This window comes from Streptomyces mayonensis, from assembly GCF_018982965.1.
GTDB lineage: Bacteria > Actinomycetota > Actinomycetes > Streptomycetales > Streptomycetaceae > Streptomyces > Streptomyces mayonensis.
Window position 1 is genome coordinate 71,260 of record NZ_JACBYP010000004.1, and the last position, 17,513, is coordinate 88,772.

The 17,513-nt window shown below is 74.8% G+C and carries 13 protein-coding genes; 9 read left to right on the forward strand and 4 right to left on the reverse strand.

Annotation, left to right across the window (positions count from 1 at the left end; all coding sequences use genetic code 11):
• The first annotated feature begins 104 nt into the window (after window positions 1–104).
• The 4 genes from HZS56_RS02465 (at window position 105) to HZS56_RS02480 (ending at window position 6,119) form a co-directional block, all read left to right on the forward strand.
• Window positions 105–1,268, forward strand: a complete 1,164-nt coding sequence (locus HZS56_RS02465) for an exonuclease SbcCD subunit D (RefSeq protein WP_216718971.1) — start codon at window positions 105–107, stop codon at window positions 1,266–1,268.
• Entirely contained in the window at window positions 1,265–4,261 is a 2,997-nt protein-coding gene (locus tag HZS56_RS02470; protein ID WP_216718972.1) for an AAA family ATPase, read from the forward strand. Before HZS56_RS02465 ends, HZS56_RS02470 begins: the two co-directional genes overlap by 4 nt.
• A gap of 116 nt (window positions 4,262–4,377) precedes the next feature.
• Window positions 4,378–4,896 carry an immunity 21 family protein gene (locus HZS56_RS02475; RefSeq protein ID WP_216718973.1) on the forward strand — a complete coding sequence of 173 codons (519 nt, stop codon included), beginning with the start codon at window positions 4,378–4,380 and terminating at the stop codon, window positions 4,894–4,896.
• Between the two features lie 377 nt (window positions 4,897–5,273).
• Window positions 5,274–6,119 carry an SDR family oxidoreductase gene (locus HZS56_RS02480; RefSeq protein ID WP_216718974.1) on the forward strand — a complete coding sequence of 282 codons (846 nt, stop codon included), beginning with the start codon at window positions 5,274–5,276 and terminating at the stop codon, window positions 6,117–6,119.
• A gap of 19 nt (window positions 6,120–6,138) precedes the next feature.
• Here HZS56_RS02480 and HZS56_RS02485 read toward each other — a convergent pair whose 3' ends face one another.
• Window positions 6,139–7,827, reverse strand: a complete 1,689-nt coding sequence (locus HZS56_RS02485) for a DUF885 domain-containing protein (RefSeq protein ID WP_216718975.1) — start codon at window positions 7,825–7,827, stop codon at window positions 6,139–6,141.
• 78 nt (window positions 7,828–7,905) lie between these two features.
• Window positions 7,906–8,457: an Lrp/AsnC family transcriptional regulator gene (locus HZS56_RS02490; RefSeq protein WP_253913608.1), complete on the reverse strand. Its 552-nt coding sequence runs from the start codon at window positions 8,455–8,457 to the stop codon at window positions 7,906–7,908.
• 60 nt (window positions 8,458–8,517) lie between these two features.
• On the opposite strand from HZS56_RS02490, the gene HZS56_RS02495 reads away from it, so the two are divergent.
• A complete protein-coding gene (locus tag HZS56_RS02495; protein ID WP_216718976.1) occupies window positions 8,518–9,741 on the forward strand; it encodes a trans-sulfuration enzyme family protein in 1,224 nt (407 codons plus the stop codon).
• Window positions 9,742–9,816: 75 nt separating this feature from the next.
• Here HZS56_RS02495 and HZS56_RS02500 read toward each other — a convergent pair whose 3' ends face one another.
• Both HZS56_RS02500 and HZS56_RS02505 read right to left on the reverse strand, forming a co-directional pair.
• Complete coding sequence (locus tag HZS56_RS02500; protein ID WP_216718977.1) at window positions 9,817–11,262, reverse strand: GNAT family N-acetyltransferase; 1,446 nt, start codon at window positions 11,260–11,262, stop codon at window positions 9,817–9,819.
• A 199-nt stretch (window positions 11,263–11,461) separates the two neighbouring features.
• On the reverse strand, window positions 11,462–13,048 hold the full coding sequence (locus HZS56_RS02505) for an alkaline phosphatase D family protein (protein WP_216718978.1): 1,587 nt from the start codon (window positions 13,046–13,048) through the stop codon (window positions 11,462–11,464).
• Between the two features lie 293 nt (window positions 13,049–13,341).
• Here HZS56_RS02505 and HZS56_RS02510 point away from each other — a divergent pair, with 293 nt between their 5' ends.
• The 4 genes from HZS56_RS02510 (at window position 13,342) to HZS56_RS02525 (ending at window position 17,227) form a co-directional block, all read left to right on the forward strand.
• On the forward strand, window positions 13,342–13,857 hold the full coding sequence (locus HZS56_RS02510) for a hypothetical protein (RefSeq protein WP_216718979.1): 516 nt from the start codon (window positions 13,342–13,344) through the stop codon (window positions 13,855–13,857).
• Entirely contained in the window at window positions 13,841–14,803 is a 963-nt protein-coding gene (locus tag HZS56_RS02515) for a bifunctional lysylphosphatidylglycerol flippase/synthetase MprF (protein WP_216718980.1), read from the forward strand. Before HZS56_RS02510 ends, HZS56_RS02515 begins: the two co-directional genes overlap by 17 nt.
• 61 nt (window positions 14,804–14,864) lie before the next feature.
• Window positions 14,865–15,998, forward strand: a complete 1,134-nt coding sequence (locus HZS56_RS02520; protein ID WP_216718981.1) for an acyl-CoA dehydrogenase family protein — start codon at window positions 14,865–14,867, stop codon at window positions 15,996–15,998.
• A gap of 107 nt (window positions 15,999–16,105) precedes the next feature.
• Complete coding sequence (locus HZS56_RS02525; RefSeq protein WP_216719036.1) at window positions 16,106–17,227, forward strand: SDR family oxidoreductase; 1,122 nt, start codon at window positions 16,106–16,108, stop codon at window positions 17,225–17,227.
• Window positions 17,228–17,513 lie beyond the last annotated feature (286 nt).

A 17,513-nucleotide genomic window follows, 5' to 3' on the forward strand; every position in this document is an offset into this window, starting at 1 on the left:
CCCTTCGTCCCCACCGCTCCAATCGCCCCGCGGGGAACGGGTGTCGAGGGCGAAACGGGAGTAACCGCACGGACTGTCACAGCCTCCCGTTAGTCTCGGGGATCATGCGACTGCTGCACACTTCCGACTGGCACCTCGGCCGGGCGTTCCACCGGGTGAACATGCTCGGCGCCCAGGCCGGGTTCATCGATCACCTCGTCGACACCGTGCGTGAGCACCGAGTCGACGCCGTGGTCGTGTCGGGAGACGTGTACGACCGGGCGGTGCCGCCGCTCGCGGCCGTCGAGCTGTTCGACGGTGCCCTGCACCGCCTCGCCGGTCTCGGCGTGCCCACGGTGATGATCTCCGGGAACCACGACTCGGCCCGCCGCCTCGGGGTCGGCGCCGGGCTCATCGACCGCGCCGGCATCCACCTGCGCACCGACCCGGCCGGATGCGGCACGCCGGTGCTGCTGGCGGACGCGTACGGAGACGTCGCCTTCTACGGGCTGCCGTATCTGGAACCGGCCCTGGTGAAGGCGGAGTTCGGGGTGGACAGGGCGGGTCACGAGGCCGTGCTCGCCGCCGCCATGGACCGGGTCAGGGCCGACCTGGCCGGCCGCCCGCGCGGCACCCGCTCCGTCGTCCTCGCGCACGCCTTCGTCACCGGCGGCGAGCAGAGCGACAGCGAGCGGGACATCACCGTCGGCGGGGTCGCCGCCGTACCCTCCGGGGTCTTCGACGGCGTCGACTACGTGGCGCTCGGACACCTGCACGGCTGCCAGACCCTCACCGGGCGCGTCCGCTACTCCGGCTCCCCGCTGCCGTACTCCTTCTCCGAGCACCGGCACCGCAAGAGCATGTGGCTCGTCGACCTGGACGCGGAGGGCGGCGTCGCCGCCGAGCGCGTCGACTGCCCGGTGCCCAGGGCGCTGGCCCGGCTGCGCGGCACCCTGGAGGAGTTGCTGGCCGACCCCGCACTGACCGAGCACGAGGACGCGTGGGTCGAGGCGACGCTCACCGACCCGGTCCGGCCGGACGACCCCATGGCCCGGCTCACCGAACGCTTCCCGCACACGCTCAGCCTCGTCTTCGACCCCGAACGCGCCCCCGGCGAAGCGGGCGTGTCCTACGCCCGGCGGCTCGCCGACCGCAGTGACCAGCAGATCGCGGAGGACTTCGTGACACACGTGCGCGGCGCGGGGCCCGACGCGAGCGAACAGGGCGTGCTGCGGGAGGCCTTCGACGCCGTACGCGCGGACGACACCCTGCGGGAGGTGGCCCGGTGAGGCTGCACCGGCTGGACATCACCGCCTTCGGGCCCTTCGGCGCGACCCAGGGCGTCGACTTCGACGACCTGTCCGCCGCCGGGCTCTTCCTGCTGCACGGCCCCACCGGCGCCGGGAAGACCTCCGTCCTGGACGCCGTCTGCTACGCGCTGTACGGCTCCGTGCCGGGCGCCCGGCAGAGCGGCGGCCAGGGCATGACCCTGCGCAGCGACCACGCGGCCGCCGGCACCCGCACCGAGGTCCGACTCGAACTCACCGTCGCCGGACGGAAGCTGGAGGTCACCCGGCAACCGCCCCGGGAGCGGCCCAAGCTCCGCGGCAGCGGCACCACCGTCGACAAGGCACAGACCTGGCTGCGGGAGTACGACGCGGTCGCCGGGGTCTGGAAGGACCTCAGCCGGTCCCACCAGGAGATCGGCGAGGAGATCACCCAGCTGCTCGGCATGAGCCGCGAGCAGTTCTGCCAGGTCGTGCTGTTGCCCCAGGGCGACTTCGCACGGTTCCTGCGCGCCGACGCCGAGGCCCGCGGCAAGCTTCTCGGCAGGCTCTTCGACACCCGGCGCTTCGCCGAGGTCGAGAAGCGCCTCGCCGAGCGGCGCCGGACGACCGAGGCCCGGGTGCGCGAGGGCGACGCCGCTCTCCTGGCCGACGCCCACCGGATGCAGCAGGCCGCGGGTGACGCCATGGAGCTGCCGGAGCTGGCACCGGGCGAGCCGGGCCTGGCCGAGGCCGTCCTCGGCGCCGCCGCCGTCGCCCGCAGCACCGCCCGCGAGCTGCTGACCGTGGCCGACTGCCGGCTCACCGCGCGGGAGTCGGCCCAGGCCGCCGCCGACCGCGACCTCGCCGACGCCCGGGAACTGGAGCGGCTGCAGCGGCGGTTCGCCCAGGCGCGGGAGCGGGCGGCACGACTGGCGGAGGGCGACGACGCCCACCGCGCGGCACAGCGGCGCATGGAGCGGGCCCGCAAGGCCGAGGCGGTGGCGCCGGCCCTGGACCTGCGGGACGCGGCCGACGCCGAACACGAACGGGCCTCGGCGGCCCGGGCACGCGCGCGTGCCAGGCTGCCGCAGGACCTCGCCGACGCCGGTGCCGCGGGGCTCGCCGCGGCCGCCCGCCGCGCCGCCGAGGAACTGGGCGGCCTGGAGTCGGCCCGCCGGGCCGAACACCGCCTCGCCGAACTGGTCGGGGAACAGGCCCGGCTCGACCGTCAGGAGCGCGCCGACGACGACGTCCTGCAGGAGGCGGAGGCCTGGCTCGCCGACTGGGAGGCCCACCGCAGCGGACTCCAGGACCGGGTCGAGGCGGCCCGGCAGGCGACGGCACGGGTCGACCAGCTCGGTGCACAACGCGACCCGGCTCGCCGGCAGCTCGACGCCGCAGGACGGCGCGACCGGCTTGCCGCCGCGGCCGACGAGGCACAGCGGCAGGCGCTCGCCGCGGCCGAACACGCCGTCGAGACCCGCGCCCACTGGCTCGACCTCAAGGAACAGCGTCTGCACGGCATCGCCGCGGAACTCGCCGCGAACCTCGCCGACGGCGTGCCGTGCGCGGTCTGCGGCGCCACCGAACACCCCGCCCCCGCCCGCAGAAGCGCCGGACACGTCGACCGCGAGGCCGAGGAACGCGCCCTCACCGACCACCAGGCCGCCGAGGAGGGGCGCGCACGGGCCGAACGGCGCTTCGGCTCCGTACGGGAGGAACTCGCCGCCGCCACGGCCGAGGCGGGGGACACGCCCGCCGCCCGGCTGGCCGAGGAGGCCGAGGAGCTGGAGCAGCAGTACACGCGCGCGCGGACGGACGCCTCCGGGCTGCACGCCGCGCAGGAGGAGCTGCGCCGCGCGGAGCACGAGCACGAACAGCGCGTGTCCGCCCAGCAGCAGGCCGCCGTCCGCAGCGCCTCCCGGGTCGCCGGACGGGAGCGGCTGGAGCACGAACGGGCGGTACTGGAGGACGAGCTGACCCGGGCCCGGGGCACCGCCGGGAGCGTGGGCGCGCGGGCCGCGCAGCTGGAGCGCCGGGCCGCGCTGCTGACGGAGGCCGCCGACGCCGTCCGCGTCGCCGAGGACGCGGCGGTGCGACTCAAGGACGCCGACGCCCGGCTCGCCGACGCCGCCTTCCGGGCCGGTTTCGACACCCCGAGCGAGGCAGCCGCCGCGCTGCTCGACGCCGCCGCCCACCGCGAGCTGCAGCACCGGCTCGACGCCCGGGACACGGAGGAGGCCGCCGTCCGGGCGCTCCTCGCCGAGAGCGACGCCGCCGCGGCGGCCCGGCGGCCGCCCGCAGACGTCGCCGCGGCCGAGGGCACCGCCGCCGACGCCGGGCGGCGGCTGCGGGAAGCCTCCTCGGCACGCGACGCGGCGGCGCTGCGCTGCGCCGAGCTGGACCGGCTGTCCGGGCAGGCCGCCGACGCCGTGCGCCGGCTCGCCCCACTGCGCACGGAGCACACCCGCGTGGCCCGGCTCGCGGCGCTCGCCGCGGGTACCTCGGCGGACAACGAGCGCCGGATGCGCCTGGAGTCGTACGTCCTGGCGGCCCGTCTGGAACAGGTCGCCGCGGCGGCCACCGCACGTCTGCTGCGCATGTCCTCCGGCCGCTACACCCTGGTCCACTCCGACGACCGCACCGGACGCGGCCGCAGCGGCCTCGGCCTGCACGTCGTCGACGCCTGGACCGGCCGCGAGCGCGACACGGCCACGCTGTCGGGCGGCGAGACCTTCTTCGCCTCACTGGCCCTCGCGCTCGGCCTCGCCGACGTCGTCACCGACGAGGCGGGCGGCGTCCGTCTGGACACCCTCTTCATCGACGAGGGCTTCGGCAGCCTCGACGACCAGACCCTCGACGAGGTCCTCGACGTCCTCGACGCCCTGCGCGAGCGGGACCGCAGCGTCGGCATCGTCAGCCACGTCGCCGACCTGCGGCGCCGCATCCACGCCCAGCTGGAGGTCGTGAAGGGGCGGTCGGGATCGACCCTGCGGCAACGGGGCGCCGGCTGACCGTGATTCCGGCGCACTGCCGCTCAACTCCTGCTCCCGGCCGGGCAGATGGTGACGTACCGGCGGGAAAGCGGGCGGGGAAAAGGGCCTGTTGAGCGGCGTGTAGGTTCTCCCGCATGGTGCGATACGCGGAGCCGGGCGCGGTGGAGTGGGTGGAGTCGGGCGGCGGGCCGCTCATAGCGGTACCGGAAACGGTCCTGCCCTTCTGGGCGGGCGCCGACGGCGAGGAGACGGACTCCGACTACGACCGGGCCTGCGAGGTCGACGGCTACGTCGGACTCCTCCCCGTGGGGGACTCCACCGCCCTCGTACTCGGCGACGAACCCGCCTCCACCGCCTACCTGCCCGACCACGCGGCCTTCGTCCGCTGGTGCGCCGCCGACTCCGAGGACGAGGTGCTGTCCGGCATCCGGGCCGCCCTCGACGCGGCCGAGTGGGAGCCGGAGGTCTCCTGGCAGGTGCCGGGGCCGGTCCTGCTGTTCGACGCCGCCTGGCCCGGGGCCGCCTCGGACCGCACCGACCACGTACGGGTCGCCCTCGACCCCGGCCGGTACGCGGTGCGCGCGAGCGAGGTGCGCCCGGGCCCGGAGACCTGGCTCGGCCTCGTACAGCTGCGGCGGCTGACCGACGGCTGAGGCGCTCGCCGACCGATGCCCCCCGCGGCGCCCGTCGACCGATGACCGCCGCGGCGCCCGCCGACCGATGACCGCCGCGGCGCCCGCCGACCGCCCGCCCGGGCAGCCGACGCGCCGGCACACGGGCGCCGGCCGGCGGTCCCTGCCGGGTGGGTGAGAGGGCCGGTGGCCGGCGGCCGTCCGGCTCCGCTGCTGCGCGGTGGCGCGGTGGCGCGGCGACCTGTCGGTTGCCGGGCGGTGCGGCGGCCCTGTTGGTTGGTGGTGCGGCGGTGCGTCGGGCGGTGCGGCGGCCCTGTCGGCCGGTGGTGCGGCGGTCCGTCGGCGGTGAGCGGATATCCGGGTGCGTGGGGTCCCGTGCGGGCCCATCATGGGTGCCCATGCCCCGACTTCCGCACCCCGCCCCCGAAGCACTGCGCCGCGACCCGCTGCCCCTGCGAGGCCGCACCGCACTGGTCACCGGAGCCAGCAGACGTGGCGGCATCGGCCACGCCGTGGCCAGGCGGCTCGCCGCGTACGGAGCGAGCGTCTACCTGCACCACCACGTGCCGCACGACGCCGCCATGCCCTGGGGCGCCGACCGGCCCGAGGACGTGGCCGCCTCCGTGCGCGCGGCGCTCGGCGACCCGGACGCCGCCGTGCACGAGGGCCCCGGCGACCTCACCCGCCCCGGCGCCCCCGCAGAACTCGTCGCCACCGCCGCCGAATCACTCGGCGGGCGGCTGGACGTCCTGGTCGCCAACCACGCGCTCAGCGGCCGCGACGGCACCCTCGACACGATCGACGCCGCCATGCTCGACGCGCACTGGCAGGTCGACACCCGCTCCGTCCTGCTGCTGGTCCAGGCCTACGCCCGCCTGCGCGCCGCCCTGCCGCCCCGCACGCCCGGCGGACGCGTCGTGCTGATGACCTCCGGACAGGACATCGCCGGCGGCATGCCCGGCGAGATCGCCTACGCCCTCCAGAAGGGTGCGCTGGCCTCCGTCACACGCTCCCTGTCGACGACCCTGGCCGAGCACGCCGTCACCGTGAACGCGGTCAACCCCGGCCCCGTGGACACCGACTACCTGACCGGCGAGGACTACGAGGCCGTCGCCGCGCGCTTCCCCGCCGGGCGGTGGGGCATGCCCGACGAGCCGGCCCGCCTCATCGCGTGGCTCGCCACGGACGAGGCGGACTGGGTCACCGGTCAGGTCGTCGACTCGGAGGGCGGCTTCAGACGGTGAGCGGCGGAGCGCGCGGGCGTCAGAGCCGCGACAGCTCGTCCACCAGGTCGTCCAGGCCCAGCGAGCCCTGCGAGAGGGCCGCCATGTGCCAGGCCTTCGGGTCGAAGGCGTCGCCGTGCCGCTCGCGGGCCCGCTCCCGGCCGAGCAGCCACGCCCGCTCACCGAGCTTGTAGCCGATCGCCTGGCCCGGGATCGTCAGGTACCGGGTCAGCTCGCTCTCCACGAAGTCCGCCGGACGGCTGCTGTGCGCGCCGAAGAACTCCTGCGCCAGCTTCGGCGTCCAGCGCTCGCCGGGGTGGAAGGGGGAGTCCGCCGGGATCTCCAGCTCCAGGTGCATGCCGATGTCCACGATGACCCGGGCGGCCCGCATCATCTGCGCGTCCAGGTAGCCGAGGCGCTGCTCCGCGTCCGTGAGGTAGCCCAGCTCGTCCATCAGCCGCTCCGCGTACAGCGCCCAGCCCTCGGCGTTGGCGCTGACCATGCCCACCGACGCCTGGTAGCGCGAGAGGTCCTCCGCGACGTGCGTCCACTGGGCGAGCTGCAGGTGGTGGCCCGGGACGCCCTCGTGGTACCAGGTGGAGACCAGGTCGTACACCGGGAACCGGGTCTGCCCCATGGTCGGCAGCCAGGTGCGGCCGGGACGGGAGAAGTCCTCCGACGGCGACGTGTAGTACGGCGCCGCCGCGCTGCCGGGCGGGGCGATGCGCGACTCCACCCTGCGTACCCGCTCGGCGAGTTCGAAGTGCGTACCGTCCAGCTGGTCGATCGCCTGGTCCATGAGGCCCTGGAGCCAGTCGCGGACCTCGTCGACGCCCTCGATGTGCCTGCCGTGCTCGTCCAGGTGCGCCAGCGCCACCCACGGCGTCTCGGCGCCGGGCAGGATCTTCTCGGCCTCCGCCCTCATCTCGGCCAGCAGGCGATGGTACTCGGACCAGCCGTAGGCGTACGCCTCGTCCAGGTCCAGGTCCGTGCCGTTGTAGTAGCGCGACCAGCGGGCGTAGCGCTCCCGGCCCACCGTCTCCGGGGCGCCCTCGATCGCCGGGGCGTACACGTCGCGCATCCAGTCCCGCAGCTCGACCACGGCGGCGGTCGCACCCCGCGCGGCCTCGTCCAGCTCCGTGCGCAGCGCCTCGGGCCCGTCGGCGGCGAAGTCCTCGAACCAGCCGCGCCCCTCGCCGGTGTCCGCCCACTCGCCGAGCTGCTCGACGAAGGTGGCGGTGGGCCGCGGCGCCGCGTACAGCTCGCGCTCCAGACCCAGCGACAGGGACTCCCGGTAGCCCGCGAACGCCGCCGGCACCGCCCGCAGCCGCTCGGCGACCCGGGACCAGTCCTCGTCGGTCTGCGTCGGAGTGAGCGTGAAGACCTCGCGCACCGAATGCGCGGCCGTGCCCATGTTGCCGACCGAGCGCAGGCCCTCGTCCGCCTCGTGCACCGCCAGCTCGGCCGTCAGACGCTCACGCAGCAGCCGCGCGCACCGCCGCTCCACGTCGCTGTCCCCGCCGGGCCGGCGCTCCGCCTCGTCCAGACGGCCGAGGGTGGTCCTGGCCAGCTCCGCGAGGGCCTCCTGCCCGGCGGGCGAGAAGTCGGGCAGTCGGCTGGAACTCCCGGCGACACCGAGGTAGGTACCGGTGACCGGGTCGAGGGCGATGAGTTCGTCGACGTAGGCGTCGGCGACCTCGCGGGGCAGCGGGCTCTTGGTCTCTGACATGCGGACATCCTCATACGGATACCGGTGCCGCGTCAGCCCGCCCGTCCCGCCCCGACGGCGCGGGCGGCCGGATTTCGCTCAGGGCGTGGCCGCGGGCCCGGCCGCCCGTGAGATCTGTCGTCCCGTCTGCTGTCCCGTCTGCTGTGCGGTCTCGGGCGCGGCAGGCGGCATCAGCGGGCCGCACTCCCACTGCTGGAAGATCAGCCGGGTCTCGACCCTGGCCACCTCCCGCCGGGAGGTGAACCCGTCCAGGACCAGCCGCTGCAGGTCCGCCATGTCCGCGACCGCGACATGCACGAGATAGTCGTCCGGCCCCGTGAGATGGAAGACGGTGCGCGACTCGGGCAGCGCCCGGATACGCTCCACGAACGGCCCGACCAGCTCGCGCCGGTGCGGGCGCACCTGCACCGACAGCAGCGCCTGGAGACCGCGCCCCAGCTTCGCCGGGTCCAGCTCGAGCCGGTGGCCGAGCACCACGCCGGCCCGCCGCAGCCGTGCCACCCGGTCCAGACACGTCGACGGCGCCACGCCCACCCGGGCGGCGAGATCGCGGTAGGTGGTCCGGGCGTCGTTCTGCAGCAGCCGCAGCAGATGGAGGTCCACCGGATCCAGTACGACGGAGTCGGCCATCCGCCGAACGTAGCACGGTCCCACGCCGGGCCGGCCCGGCCGGTGTTCACCCTTCGACCCATGGATTCCGCGCGCACGCACACCTCACCGTCCGCCGACGCCGGCACCCCCGCGACCCACCGCAGGGCCCTGGCCACCGAGGCCGTGCACGCCGGCCGCGACGACCTCGTCGGCCGGGGACTGCACGCCCCGCCCATCGACCTGTCCACCACCTATCCGTCGTACGACAGCCGCGGCGAGGCCGCCCGCATCGACGCGTTCGCCGCCACCGGCGCCGAACCCGAGGGCCCGCCGGTCTACGGCCGGCTCGGCAACCCCACCGTCGCCCGCTTCGAGACGGCACTGGCCCGGCTGGAGGGGACCGGAGCGGCGGTCGCCTTCGCGAGCGGCATGGCCGCGCTGAGCGCCGTCCTGCTGGTCCGCGGCTCGATGGGACTGCGGCACGTCGTCGCCGTACGGCCCCTGTACGGCTGCAGCGACCATCTGCTGACCGCCGGGCTGCTCGGGTCCGAGGTCACCTGGACCGATCCGGCGGGGGTCGCGGACGCGCTGCGTCCGGACACCGGCCTGGTCCTCGTGGAGTCGCCGGCCAACCCGACGCTGGCCGAGACCGACCTGCGGGCCGTCGCCCACGCCTGCGGAACGGTGCCGCTGCTCGTGGACAACACCTTCGCCACACCCGTCCTCCAGCGCCCCGCCGAACACGGTGCCCGTCTGGTGCTGCACAGCGCCACCAAGTACCTCGGCGGGCACGGGGACGTACTGGCCGGGGTGGTCGCCTGCGACGAGGAGTTCGCGGGGCGGCTGCGACAGGTCCGCTTCGCCACCGGCGGTGTGCTGCACCCGCTGGCCGGTTACCTCCTGCTGCGAGGGCTGTCCACCCTGCCCGTGCGCGTACGGGCCGCCTCCGCGGGCGCCGCCGAACTGGCCGCGCGGCTGGCCGACGACCCGCGCGTGGGCCGCGTCCACTATCCGCGCATCGGCGGCGCCATGGTCTCCTTCGAGGTCCACGGCGACCCGCACGACGTCGTCCGCCGCGTCCGCCTGATCACCCCGGCCGTGAGCCTCGGCAGCGTCGACACGCTCATCCAGCACCCGGCGTCCATCAGCCACCGCATCGTGGACGCCGACGACCGGCGGGGCGCGGGGGTCGGCGACCGGCTGCTGCGGCTCTCGGTCGGCCTGGAGGACGTCGACGACCTGTGGGCCGACCTCGACGGGGCCCTGGGGAAGCGCGGGAACGTCGCCGCACCCGGGCGGGAGACGCTGTCGCGCACCGAGTGACCACCGGCCCGTCGAAGAGCCCGTCGGAGAGCCCCGCCGCGGAGCCCCGCGACAGAGTTCCGGCGCGGAGCCCGGTCAGTCCGTGCCGACCCGTTCCGCGTGCGGCAGGGGGACGGCGGCCGGGGCAGCCGGTTCCAGGCGTGCCGTGACGACCAGGGTCCCCTCCTCGATCTGGTAGTCGAGGGGGAGGCCCAGGCCGCGCATCGCCGCGACCATGCCGGTGTTGGAGGCCCGGGTGACCGCGTACACGTGCTCGCACCCCGTCTCCGCCGCCATCGCGACGAGCCGGCCGAGGAGTTCGGCGCCGACACCCCGGCGCTGCCACGCGTCTTCGACGAGCAGCGCGACCTCGGTCTCGTCCCCGTCCCACAGCAGATGACCAAGGCCGACGATCCGCCCGGAGGCGGTCTGTACCGCGAGGGTGCGGCCGAAGCGCGGGCTGAGCAGGTGGTTCAGATAGCGGTCGGCGTCCCCGACCGGTCCGTGGTAGCGCATCCCGAGCGTCCGCGCCGAGCACCGCTCGTGCATCGCCTTCGCCGCCTCGACGTCACGCGTGTCGGCCCGGCGGACCGTGATGGCCCGGCCCTCGGACAGGGTCAGCACGTCCCCGCCGCGCGGGAGCCGCGGCCCGAGCCGCGCGTCCAGCTCGACCAGCGCCCGGGCCCGCGCGAACTCGGCCGGGGTGAACGGCAGATACGGCCGTTCCACGCTGATCACCCCGCCCTCCGGGGCGCGCAGACGCAACACCGTGTCCTCCAGCGCACCCTGCGGCGGCACGTCGTCCGCGGCCGGCCCGGCGGTGGTGGCGGGCAGCGAGCGGATGGTGCAGCGCCCCAGCAACTGGCGCAGTGCGAGCGGGAGTTCCGCCGCGTCCAGGGCCGTGCGGGCGGCCAGGCCCAGCAGCCGGGTCGGCGCGTCCACCAGGTCGTGGGCGTCCGCGCGCTCGGTCCAGGTGTGCGTGCCGCCCGCCGCCGTCACCAGCTCCGCCAGCCCGGACCCGGTCAGCTCGGCCGGGGCGCGGAGGAGGAACTCGTCGACCGTGCCCTCGGCCAGCGGGTGCGTCTGCAGGCTCAGGATGTCGATCCGCCGGTCGGCGAGGGCCGCGCACAACACCGCCAGCGAGCCCGGGGCGTCGCGCACCGTCGTCCGCATCCGCCACAACGCGCTCGCCCCGGCGTCCGGCGTGGCGTCCGGCTCGGCGCCCACCAGGCCCGGGCCGCCGTTCGCGCCGGTCGAACCGGTCGGGCCGGTGGCGTCGGCCGGGACGCTCCTTGCCCCTGTCCCCGGCGGCGTCGTCGTCGCGCCCCCGGCCCTGTGCCGGCCCCACGGCCGGGCCCGGCGCCCGGTGGCCGGTGGCCGGGCGCCGGTATCGTCCGGCGGCGGCGCCTGCCCGTGGCGCCGTGACCACCGGCTGCGGAAACCCGCCGCGGCGATCAGCGCGGCCAACGAGGCCGCCGGCACCGCGAGTACGGCGGAGCCGTGCGCGAAGAGGTGCGTCACGCCGTCCGTCACATCAGACATGTCTCGACTCATGCAACCACTGTGAAGGAACGGTGTTGCCTGATCACGAACGCTCTGTGACCGGTGGGTAAAGTCGGCTTCCGGGGCATTTCGCCGGAGTTCGCGCGCGCCGCCCGGGTACCGGCCGCGCTCCCGGGCCGCGCACCGGGGGATGACGCCGGCGCGCGGCACTTCCGACAGGCTACGACAGACCGGCGGGCTACTGGCCGACCCGGCCCGGCCGCAGCGCCTTCGTGAACAGGACCGTGCCGTCCTGCTCGCGCAGCCGCACCGTCATCTCCGCGCTGTCGCCGTCGATGTCGACCTCGCCGAAGAACTGGTAACCGTCGGCGGGCGAGACGTTCGACGCGGTGGGCGCCTTCACGAAGACGCGTTCCGGACCGAACGTGCCGTCCAGGTCGCTCGCCGGGAAGGCACCCGAGTTGAGCGGCCCGGAGACGAACTCCCAGAACGGCTCGAAGTCGGTGAACGCGGCCCGCGAGGGCTGGTAGTGCTGGGCGGAGGTGTGGTGCACGTCGGCCGTCAGCCACACCGTGCCGGTGATCCGCCGGTGCTTGACGAAACGCAGCAGCTCGGCGATCTGCAGCTCGCGGCCCAGCGGCGCGCCGGGGTCGCCCTGGGCGATCGCCTCGATGTTCGGCGCGCCCTCGGTGGCGTCGGGCACGACCAGGCCGATCGGCATGTCGGCGGCGATCACTTTCCACACCGCACGCGAGCGGGCCAGCTCCCGCTTCAGCCACTCCAGTTGCTCGCGGCCCAGGATGCCCTGCGGATCCACGCGCTGCTCACCGGGGGAGTTGGCGTTGCGGTACGTCCGCATGTCCAGCACGAACACGTCGAGCAGCGGGCCCTGCCGCAGCACCCGGTGCACGCGTCCCTCGCGCGCGCCGGGACGCAGGGTCGAGATCGGGAAGTACTCGCTGAACGCCCGACGGGCGCGCCCGGCCAGCACGTCCACGCTCTTCTCGGTGTAGCGGTCGTCGGTCTCCGCGATCACCTGGCCCGGGTACCAGTTGTTGCGCACCTCGTGGTCGTCCCACTGGACGACCGACGGGACCGTGGCGTTGAAGCGCCGCAGGTTCTCGTCGAGCAGGTTGTAGCGGAAGTTGCCGCGGAACTCGGCGAGCGTCTCGGCGACCTTGGACTTCTCCTCGGTCGTGACGTTGCGCCAGGTACGGCCGCCGGGCAGGGCAGCCGTCTCCGGGATGGGGCCGTCGGCGTAGATGTTGTCGCCGCTGCACAGGAAGAAGTCCGGGTCCAGGGCGCCCATGGCGTCGTAGATGCGGTAGCCGCCGAGGTCGGGGTTGATGCCCCAGCCCTGGCCCGCGAGATCGCCGGACCACACGAAGCGCACCCCGTCGCGCCGGCGGACCGGCACGGTGCGGAAGGTGCCGGTCACCGGCTCACCGGTGCGGCGCGGGTCGTCGGGGTCGGCGAGGAGCACGCGGTAGTGGATCTGCTCGCCCGGTGGCAGCCCCCGCAGCCGGGTGGTGCCCGTGAAGTCGGTGTCGCGGCCGAGCAGCGGGCCGTACAGGCGGTGGGGGTGGCGGAACGACTCCGTGGCGGAGGTCTCGACGATCATCCGGGCCGGCCGGTCGGAGCGCACCCACACCAGACCGGAGTGGGAGGTCACGTCCCCCGTCTGCACGCCCCAGCCCGCCGCGGGCCGCCCGGAACGGGCGAAGGCGGGGGCCGCTCCGAGCGTGGCGGGCAGGGCGAGCGCCGCCGACGCGGCGAGCGAGCCGCGCAGTACGCTGCGGCGGCCGGGCAACGGACGGTGTGACATGGACACGCCTCCAGGAACGGGATCCGGCCGGGGTGGGGCCGGTGGGCAGGGTCAGACCTACTGGCCCGGCGCGGCGCCCACGGAAACTCCGCATGAACAACCGGCCGCCCCACCCCGGGCCGCGCCCCGGGCCCCGCTCCCGTCCCGAGCCGCCCCCAGAGCATCACGTCTGTCCAATCACCCCCGCTTTACGAGGGGTTGCAGCCGCCGCCGCGTAAACGGGAGTGACAGACCACAGCGAGGGGCGGGCCGAGGTCGCGCCCCGGAATCGTTCGCGCAATCCAGGAGCGCCCGTGGACGCCAAGAACCGATTCGAGACGAAGGTCACCTTCGCTCTCTCCCGACTCGAATGGCTGGGCTTTCTCGCCGTATCGCTCGTGCTCGCGTTCCAGCACCTGACGGACATCCGCTGGGGCGTCTTCGTGCTGCTGTTCACGGTGATCGACCTCGTCGGGTACGTTCCCGGCGCGATCGCCCACCGGCGCAGTCCGGACGGACGGGTACCGCGTGGGTACTACGTGGCCTACAACACGATGCACAGCCTGGTCACGGCGGGTGTGATCGCCGGGGCCTGGGCGCTGTTCGTCCGGCCGGAATGGGCCCTGCTGGCCCTGCCGATCCATCTCATGGGCGACCGCGCCCTGTTCGGCAACTCCCTGAAACCCTTCGGTGTCGCCTTCGAACCGGAAACCGTGCGGGCATTCCGCACCTTCGAGCGGCAGTACCGGACCGGGACGCCTTCCGGAACCTCCGGGGAAAACGGTTCGGCGCCGACTTCCGTGGAGGACGCCGATGCCGTCCGTGCTTGACACGCTCGCCGCGCACAGCGACAACCCGAGTTCCTTTCTCGCCCTCAACAGCGGCAACACCTACTTCCAGCACGACCGCTTCGAGGGGGCCTGCGCCTACCGCACCTCCGGCCGCTACGTCCTGCAGTTCGGCGGCCCCTTCACGGCTCCCGAGCACCGCGCGCGGCTGCTGGACGCCTTCACGGCCCACACCGGACGCCGTCTGGTCGCCGTACAACTGCAACGAGCGGACGCCGAGCTGTACGCGGCGCACGGGTTCACCGTCAACCAGATCGGGGCCTCGTACGCCGTCGACCTCGGCCGCTTCACGCTGCGGGGCTCGCCCTTCGTCCGCCTGCGCAACAAGATCTCGCGTGCCAGGCGGGCCGGACTGGAGGTCACCGAGGTCCTCGACGGCGACGACTGCACCGAACTCGACCGCATCGACCAGCGCTGGCTGCGGGAGAAGGGCCGGCACGTCAAGGAGCTGCGGTTCCTCGTCGGCCAGCGCACCGGGGAACTCCAGCGCCACCGGCGCCTGTTCGTCGGCCGGATCGACGGCGAGGCGGTCGGTTACATCAACTACTCCCCGGTCTACGGCAGCCGCCCCGGCATGCTGCACGACCTCAGCCGCCGCCGCCCCGACGCGCCGCCCGGCGTGATGGAGGCGCTCAACGCCACCGCCATGGAACGGCTGACCGCCGACGGCGCCGGGTGGCTGCACTTCGGCTTCACCCCGTTCACCGGCCTCGACCCGGACCACGAACTTCCCGGCGCCAGCCGCATGTTCACCCGGTTCGCGCGGCTCCTCGCCCAGCACGGCGACGCCGTCTACCCGGCGGCCTCGCAGCTCGAGTACAAGCAGAAGTGGGCCCCGCACGCCGTCCTCCCGGAGTACATCGCGTTCCGCGGCAGGCCCCGTCCCGGCGCCGTCTGGCAGCTGCTGCGCGCCACCAACGCCCTGTGAGCCACGGCGCATCCGCGTCCCCACCCCGTACCGCCACCTCGTCCAGGAGGACCGCACGCCCATGAGATTCCTCGAGCGCGAACGCACCACCCTCGCCAAGCTGCTGCCCGACCTGGACCCCGCCCTGCGCGAACTCCCGCTGATGGAACTGGAACGGCCGGGCAGCCCCGGCATCCGGCACTTCCGCGACAGCGGCGGCCCGGGACTGCTCGTCCCGGAGTCCCACCAGGGACGCGGCGCCACCGCACTGGACGCACTGCGGGTGCAGCGGGCCATCGGCAGCCGGTCGCCGTCCCTCGCCGTGGCCACGACGATGCACCACTTCTCCATGGCCACCCTGGTCGGCCTCGGCGGCCTCGGCGACGGCCTGGAGTGGATGCTGATCGAGGGCGTGGCGTCGAGCAACCGCATCATCGCCTCCGGCTTCGCCGAGGGCCGCAGCGGCGCCGGCATCCTGGACCCGTCGATGACCGCCACCGCCACCGCGGAGGGCATCAGGATCAACGGCGTCAAACGGCCGTGCAGCCTGGCCCACTCCATGGACGTGCTCACCGCGGGCGTCGTGATCCCGCGCGAGGACGGGAAGGGCGACGAACTCGCCGTCGCCCTCGTCCCGGCCGACAGCGAGGGCCTGAGCGTCAGCGGCTTCTGGTCCAGCACGTTCCTGGCCGGGGCGGAGAGCGAGCAGGTCACGCTCACCGACGTCCTCGTCCCGCCCGAACTCGTCCTGCGCACCGCCACCACGTCCGGCGAGCGGCTCGACGAACTCCAGACCGCCGGTCTGATCTGGTTCCAGGCGCTGATGACCGCGAGCTACCTCGGCGCCGCGTCCGCCCTGGTGGAGCGGGTACTGCTGAACGACCGCATCCCCGAGCACGAGCGGGTGCGTCTCTACACCGAGACCGAGGCCGCCATGGCCACCGCCGAGGGCGTCGCCCGCCGCGTCGACGCCGGAGACCTCGACGAGTCGGCCCTCGCCCAGGCGCTCTGCGTGCGCTACGGCGTCCAGGACGCCCTCGCCCGGATCGTGCCGCGCGCGGTCGAACTGCTCGGCGGGCTCAACTTCATGGCGTCCGACGAGGTGGGCCACCTCGCGGCCTGCGCCAACGGCCTGTCCCTGCACCCGCCGTCGCGCTCCCGGATGACCGCCCCGCTCTCCGCGTACCTGGCCGACGGCCCGCTCGCCGTCGCCTGAGCGCTCGCGACTCCGCTCCGTCCTCCGTCTCCGCCCTTCCGCCCTCCGTCTCCGCCCTGCCACCCCACCGGTCACCGGTGACCGAGATCCGTTGGGAGACCACACCCATGCAGTCGGACAACCCGCGTCTCACCGTTCTGCCCGCCGGCCGCACCGGGCCGCGCGACCGCCCCACCCTGCTGCTCACCGGCGGCTCGGGGGTGCTCGGGCGGGCCCTCATCGACGAACTCGCCACCGAGTTCGACCTGTTGTGCCTGCGCCGCAACACGCCGCTGCGCGACCCGCGGGTGCGCGAGCTCCAGGGCGACCTCGTCGCCCCGCGGCTCGGGCTGAGCCCCCGGGCCTGGCACGAACTGGCCCTGCAGGTGGACGTGGTGCTGCACTCCGCCGCCGAGACCAACTGGCGCACGCCGCCGGAGGACATCACCCGCACCAACCTGCGCGGCGCCGACACCGTACTCGACCTGGCTGCCCGGGCCGATGCCCCGCTGTACCTGATGAGCACCGCGTTCGTGGCCAACACCCCCTCCGACGAGGACCGTCGCCGCTTTCCCGGGGCCGCCGCCTACCTCGACTCCAAGAGCCGGGCCGAACAGCAGATGCGCGACGCCGGGGTGCCGGGTGCCATCGTGCGGCCCTCCGTCGTCATGGGCGACTCCGCGACCGGACGGATCGCCGGCCAGCAGGGCCTGACCAAGACGATCGGTTCGATGGTCCTGGGCCAGGTGCCGGTCCTGCCCGGAGCACCCGACGCCCGGATCGACATGGTGCCCCAGGACTACGTGGCACGGGCCGTCGGCGACCTGGTCCGGGGCCGGGTCGGCAGCGGCGAGTACTGGCTGACGGCGGGCAAGGAGGCCATCGAACTGCGGGAGTTCGCCGACGTCTGCGCCGACGTCGCCGTACGCCACGGCCTGCCCCGCCCGCAGCGGCCCCGGCTCATCCCCGTCGAGGCCGTGCACCGGCTGCTGCTGCCCATGCTGGAGGGCACCGCGCTGCCCGCCGCGGTCCGGCGCCGCCTGGAGCACTACGCGGAGCTGCTGCTGGTGTTCCAGCGGGAACTGCCCTTCGACACCTCCCTCGGCACACCCGACTGCGGCACCCGGCTGACCCGCACCGACATCCGCGCCGCGCTGGTGCGCAACGCGGAGAGCTGGGCCGAGGAACGCTCGGGCCTGCTCGCCCGGCACCGGGCCGCCGCCGCCACGCCGACCGAGGTGGCGTCGTGACCCTGTCGCCGCCTTCCCCGCCTTCCCCGCCTTCCCCGCCTTCCCCGTCCGGCCCGTCCGCACCGTCCACCGAGTCCGCACCGCCGGCCACGCAAGCCGACCGGGGCGCCGCGCCGGATGACGTCGCCGTGACTGGCGGTGTCGGCGCAGCCGTCGGGGCGGGCGCGGTGTCCTCCGGGGCTGCCGCGTCCGACGGTGCCCTCGCGCCCGATCGGGGCGCCGCAGCCGTCGGGGCCGCCGGCCCCGGTCGCGGCGCCTCGGCCCACCCGGCCGCCGCGACCGCGCC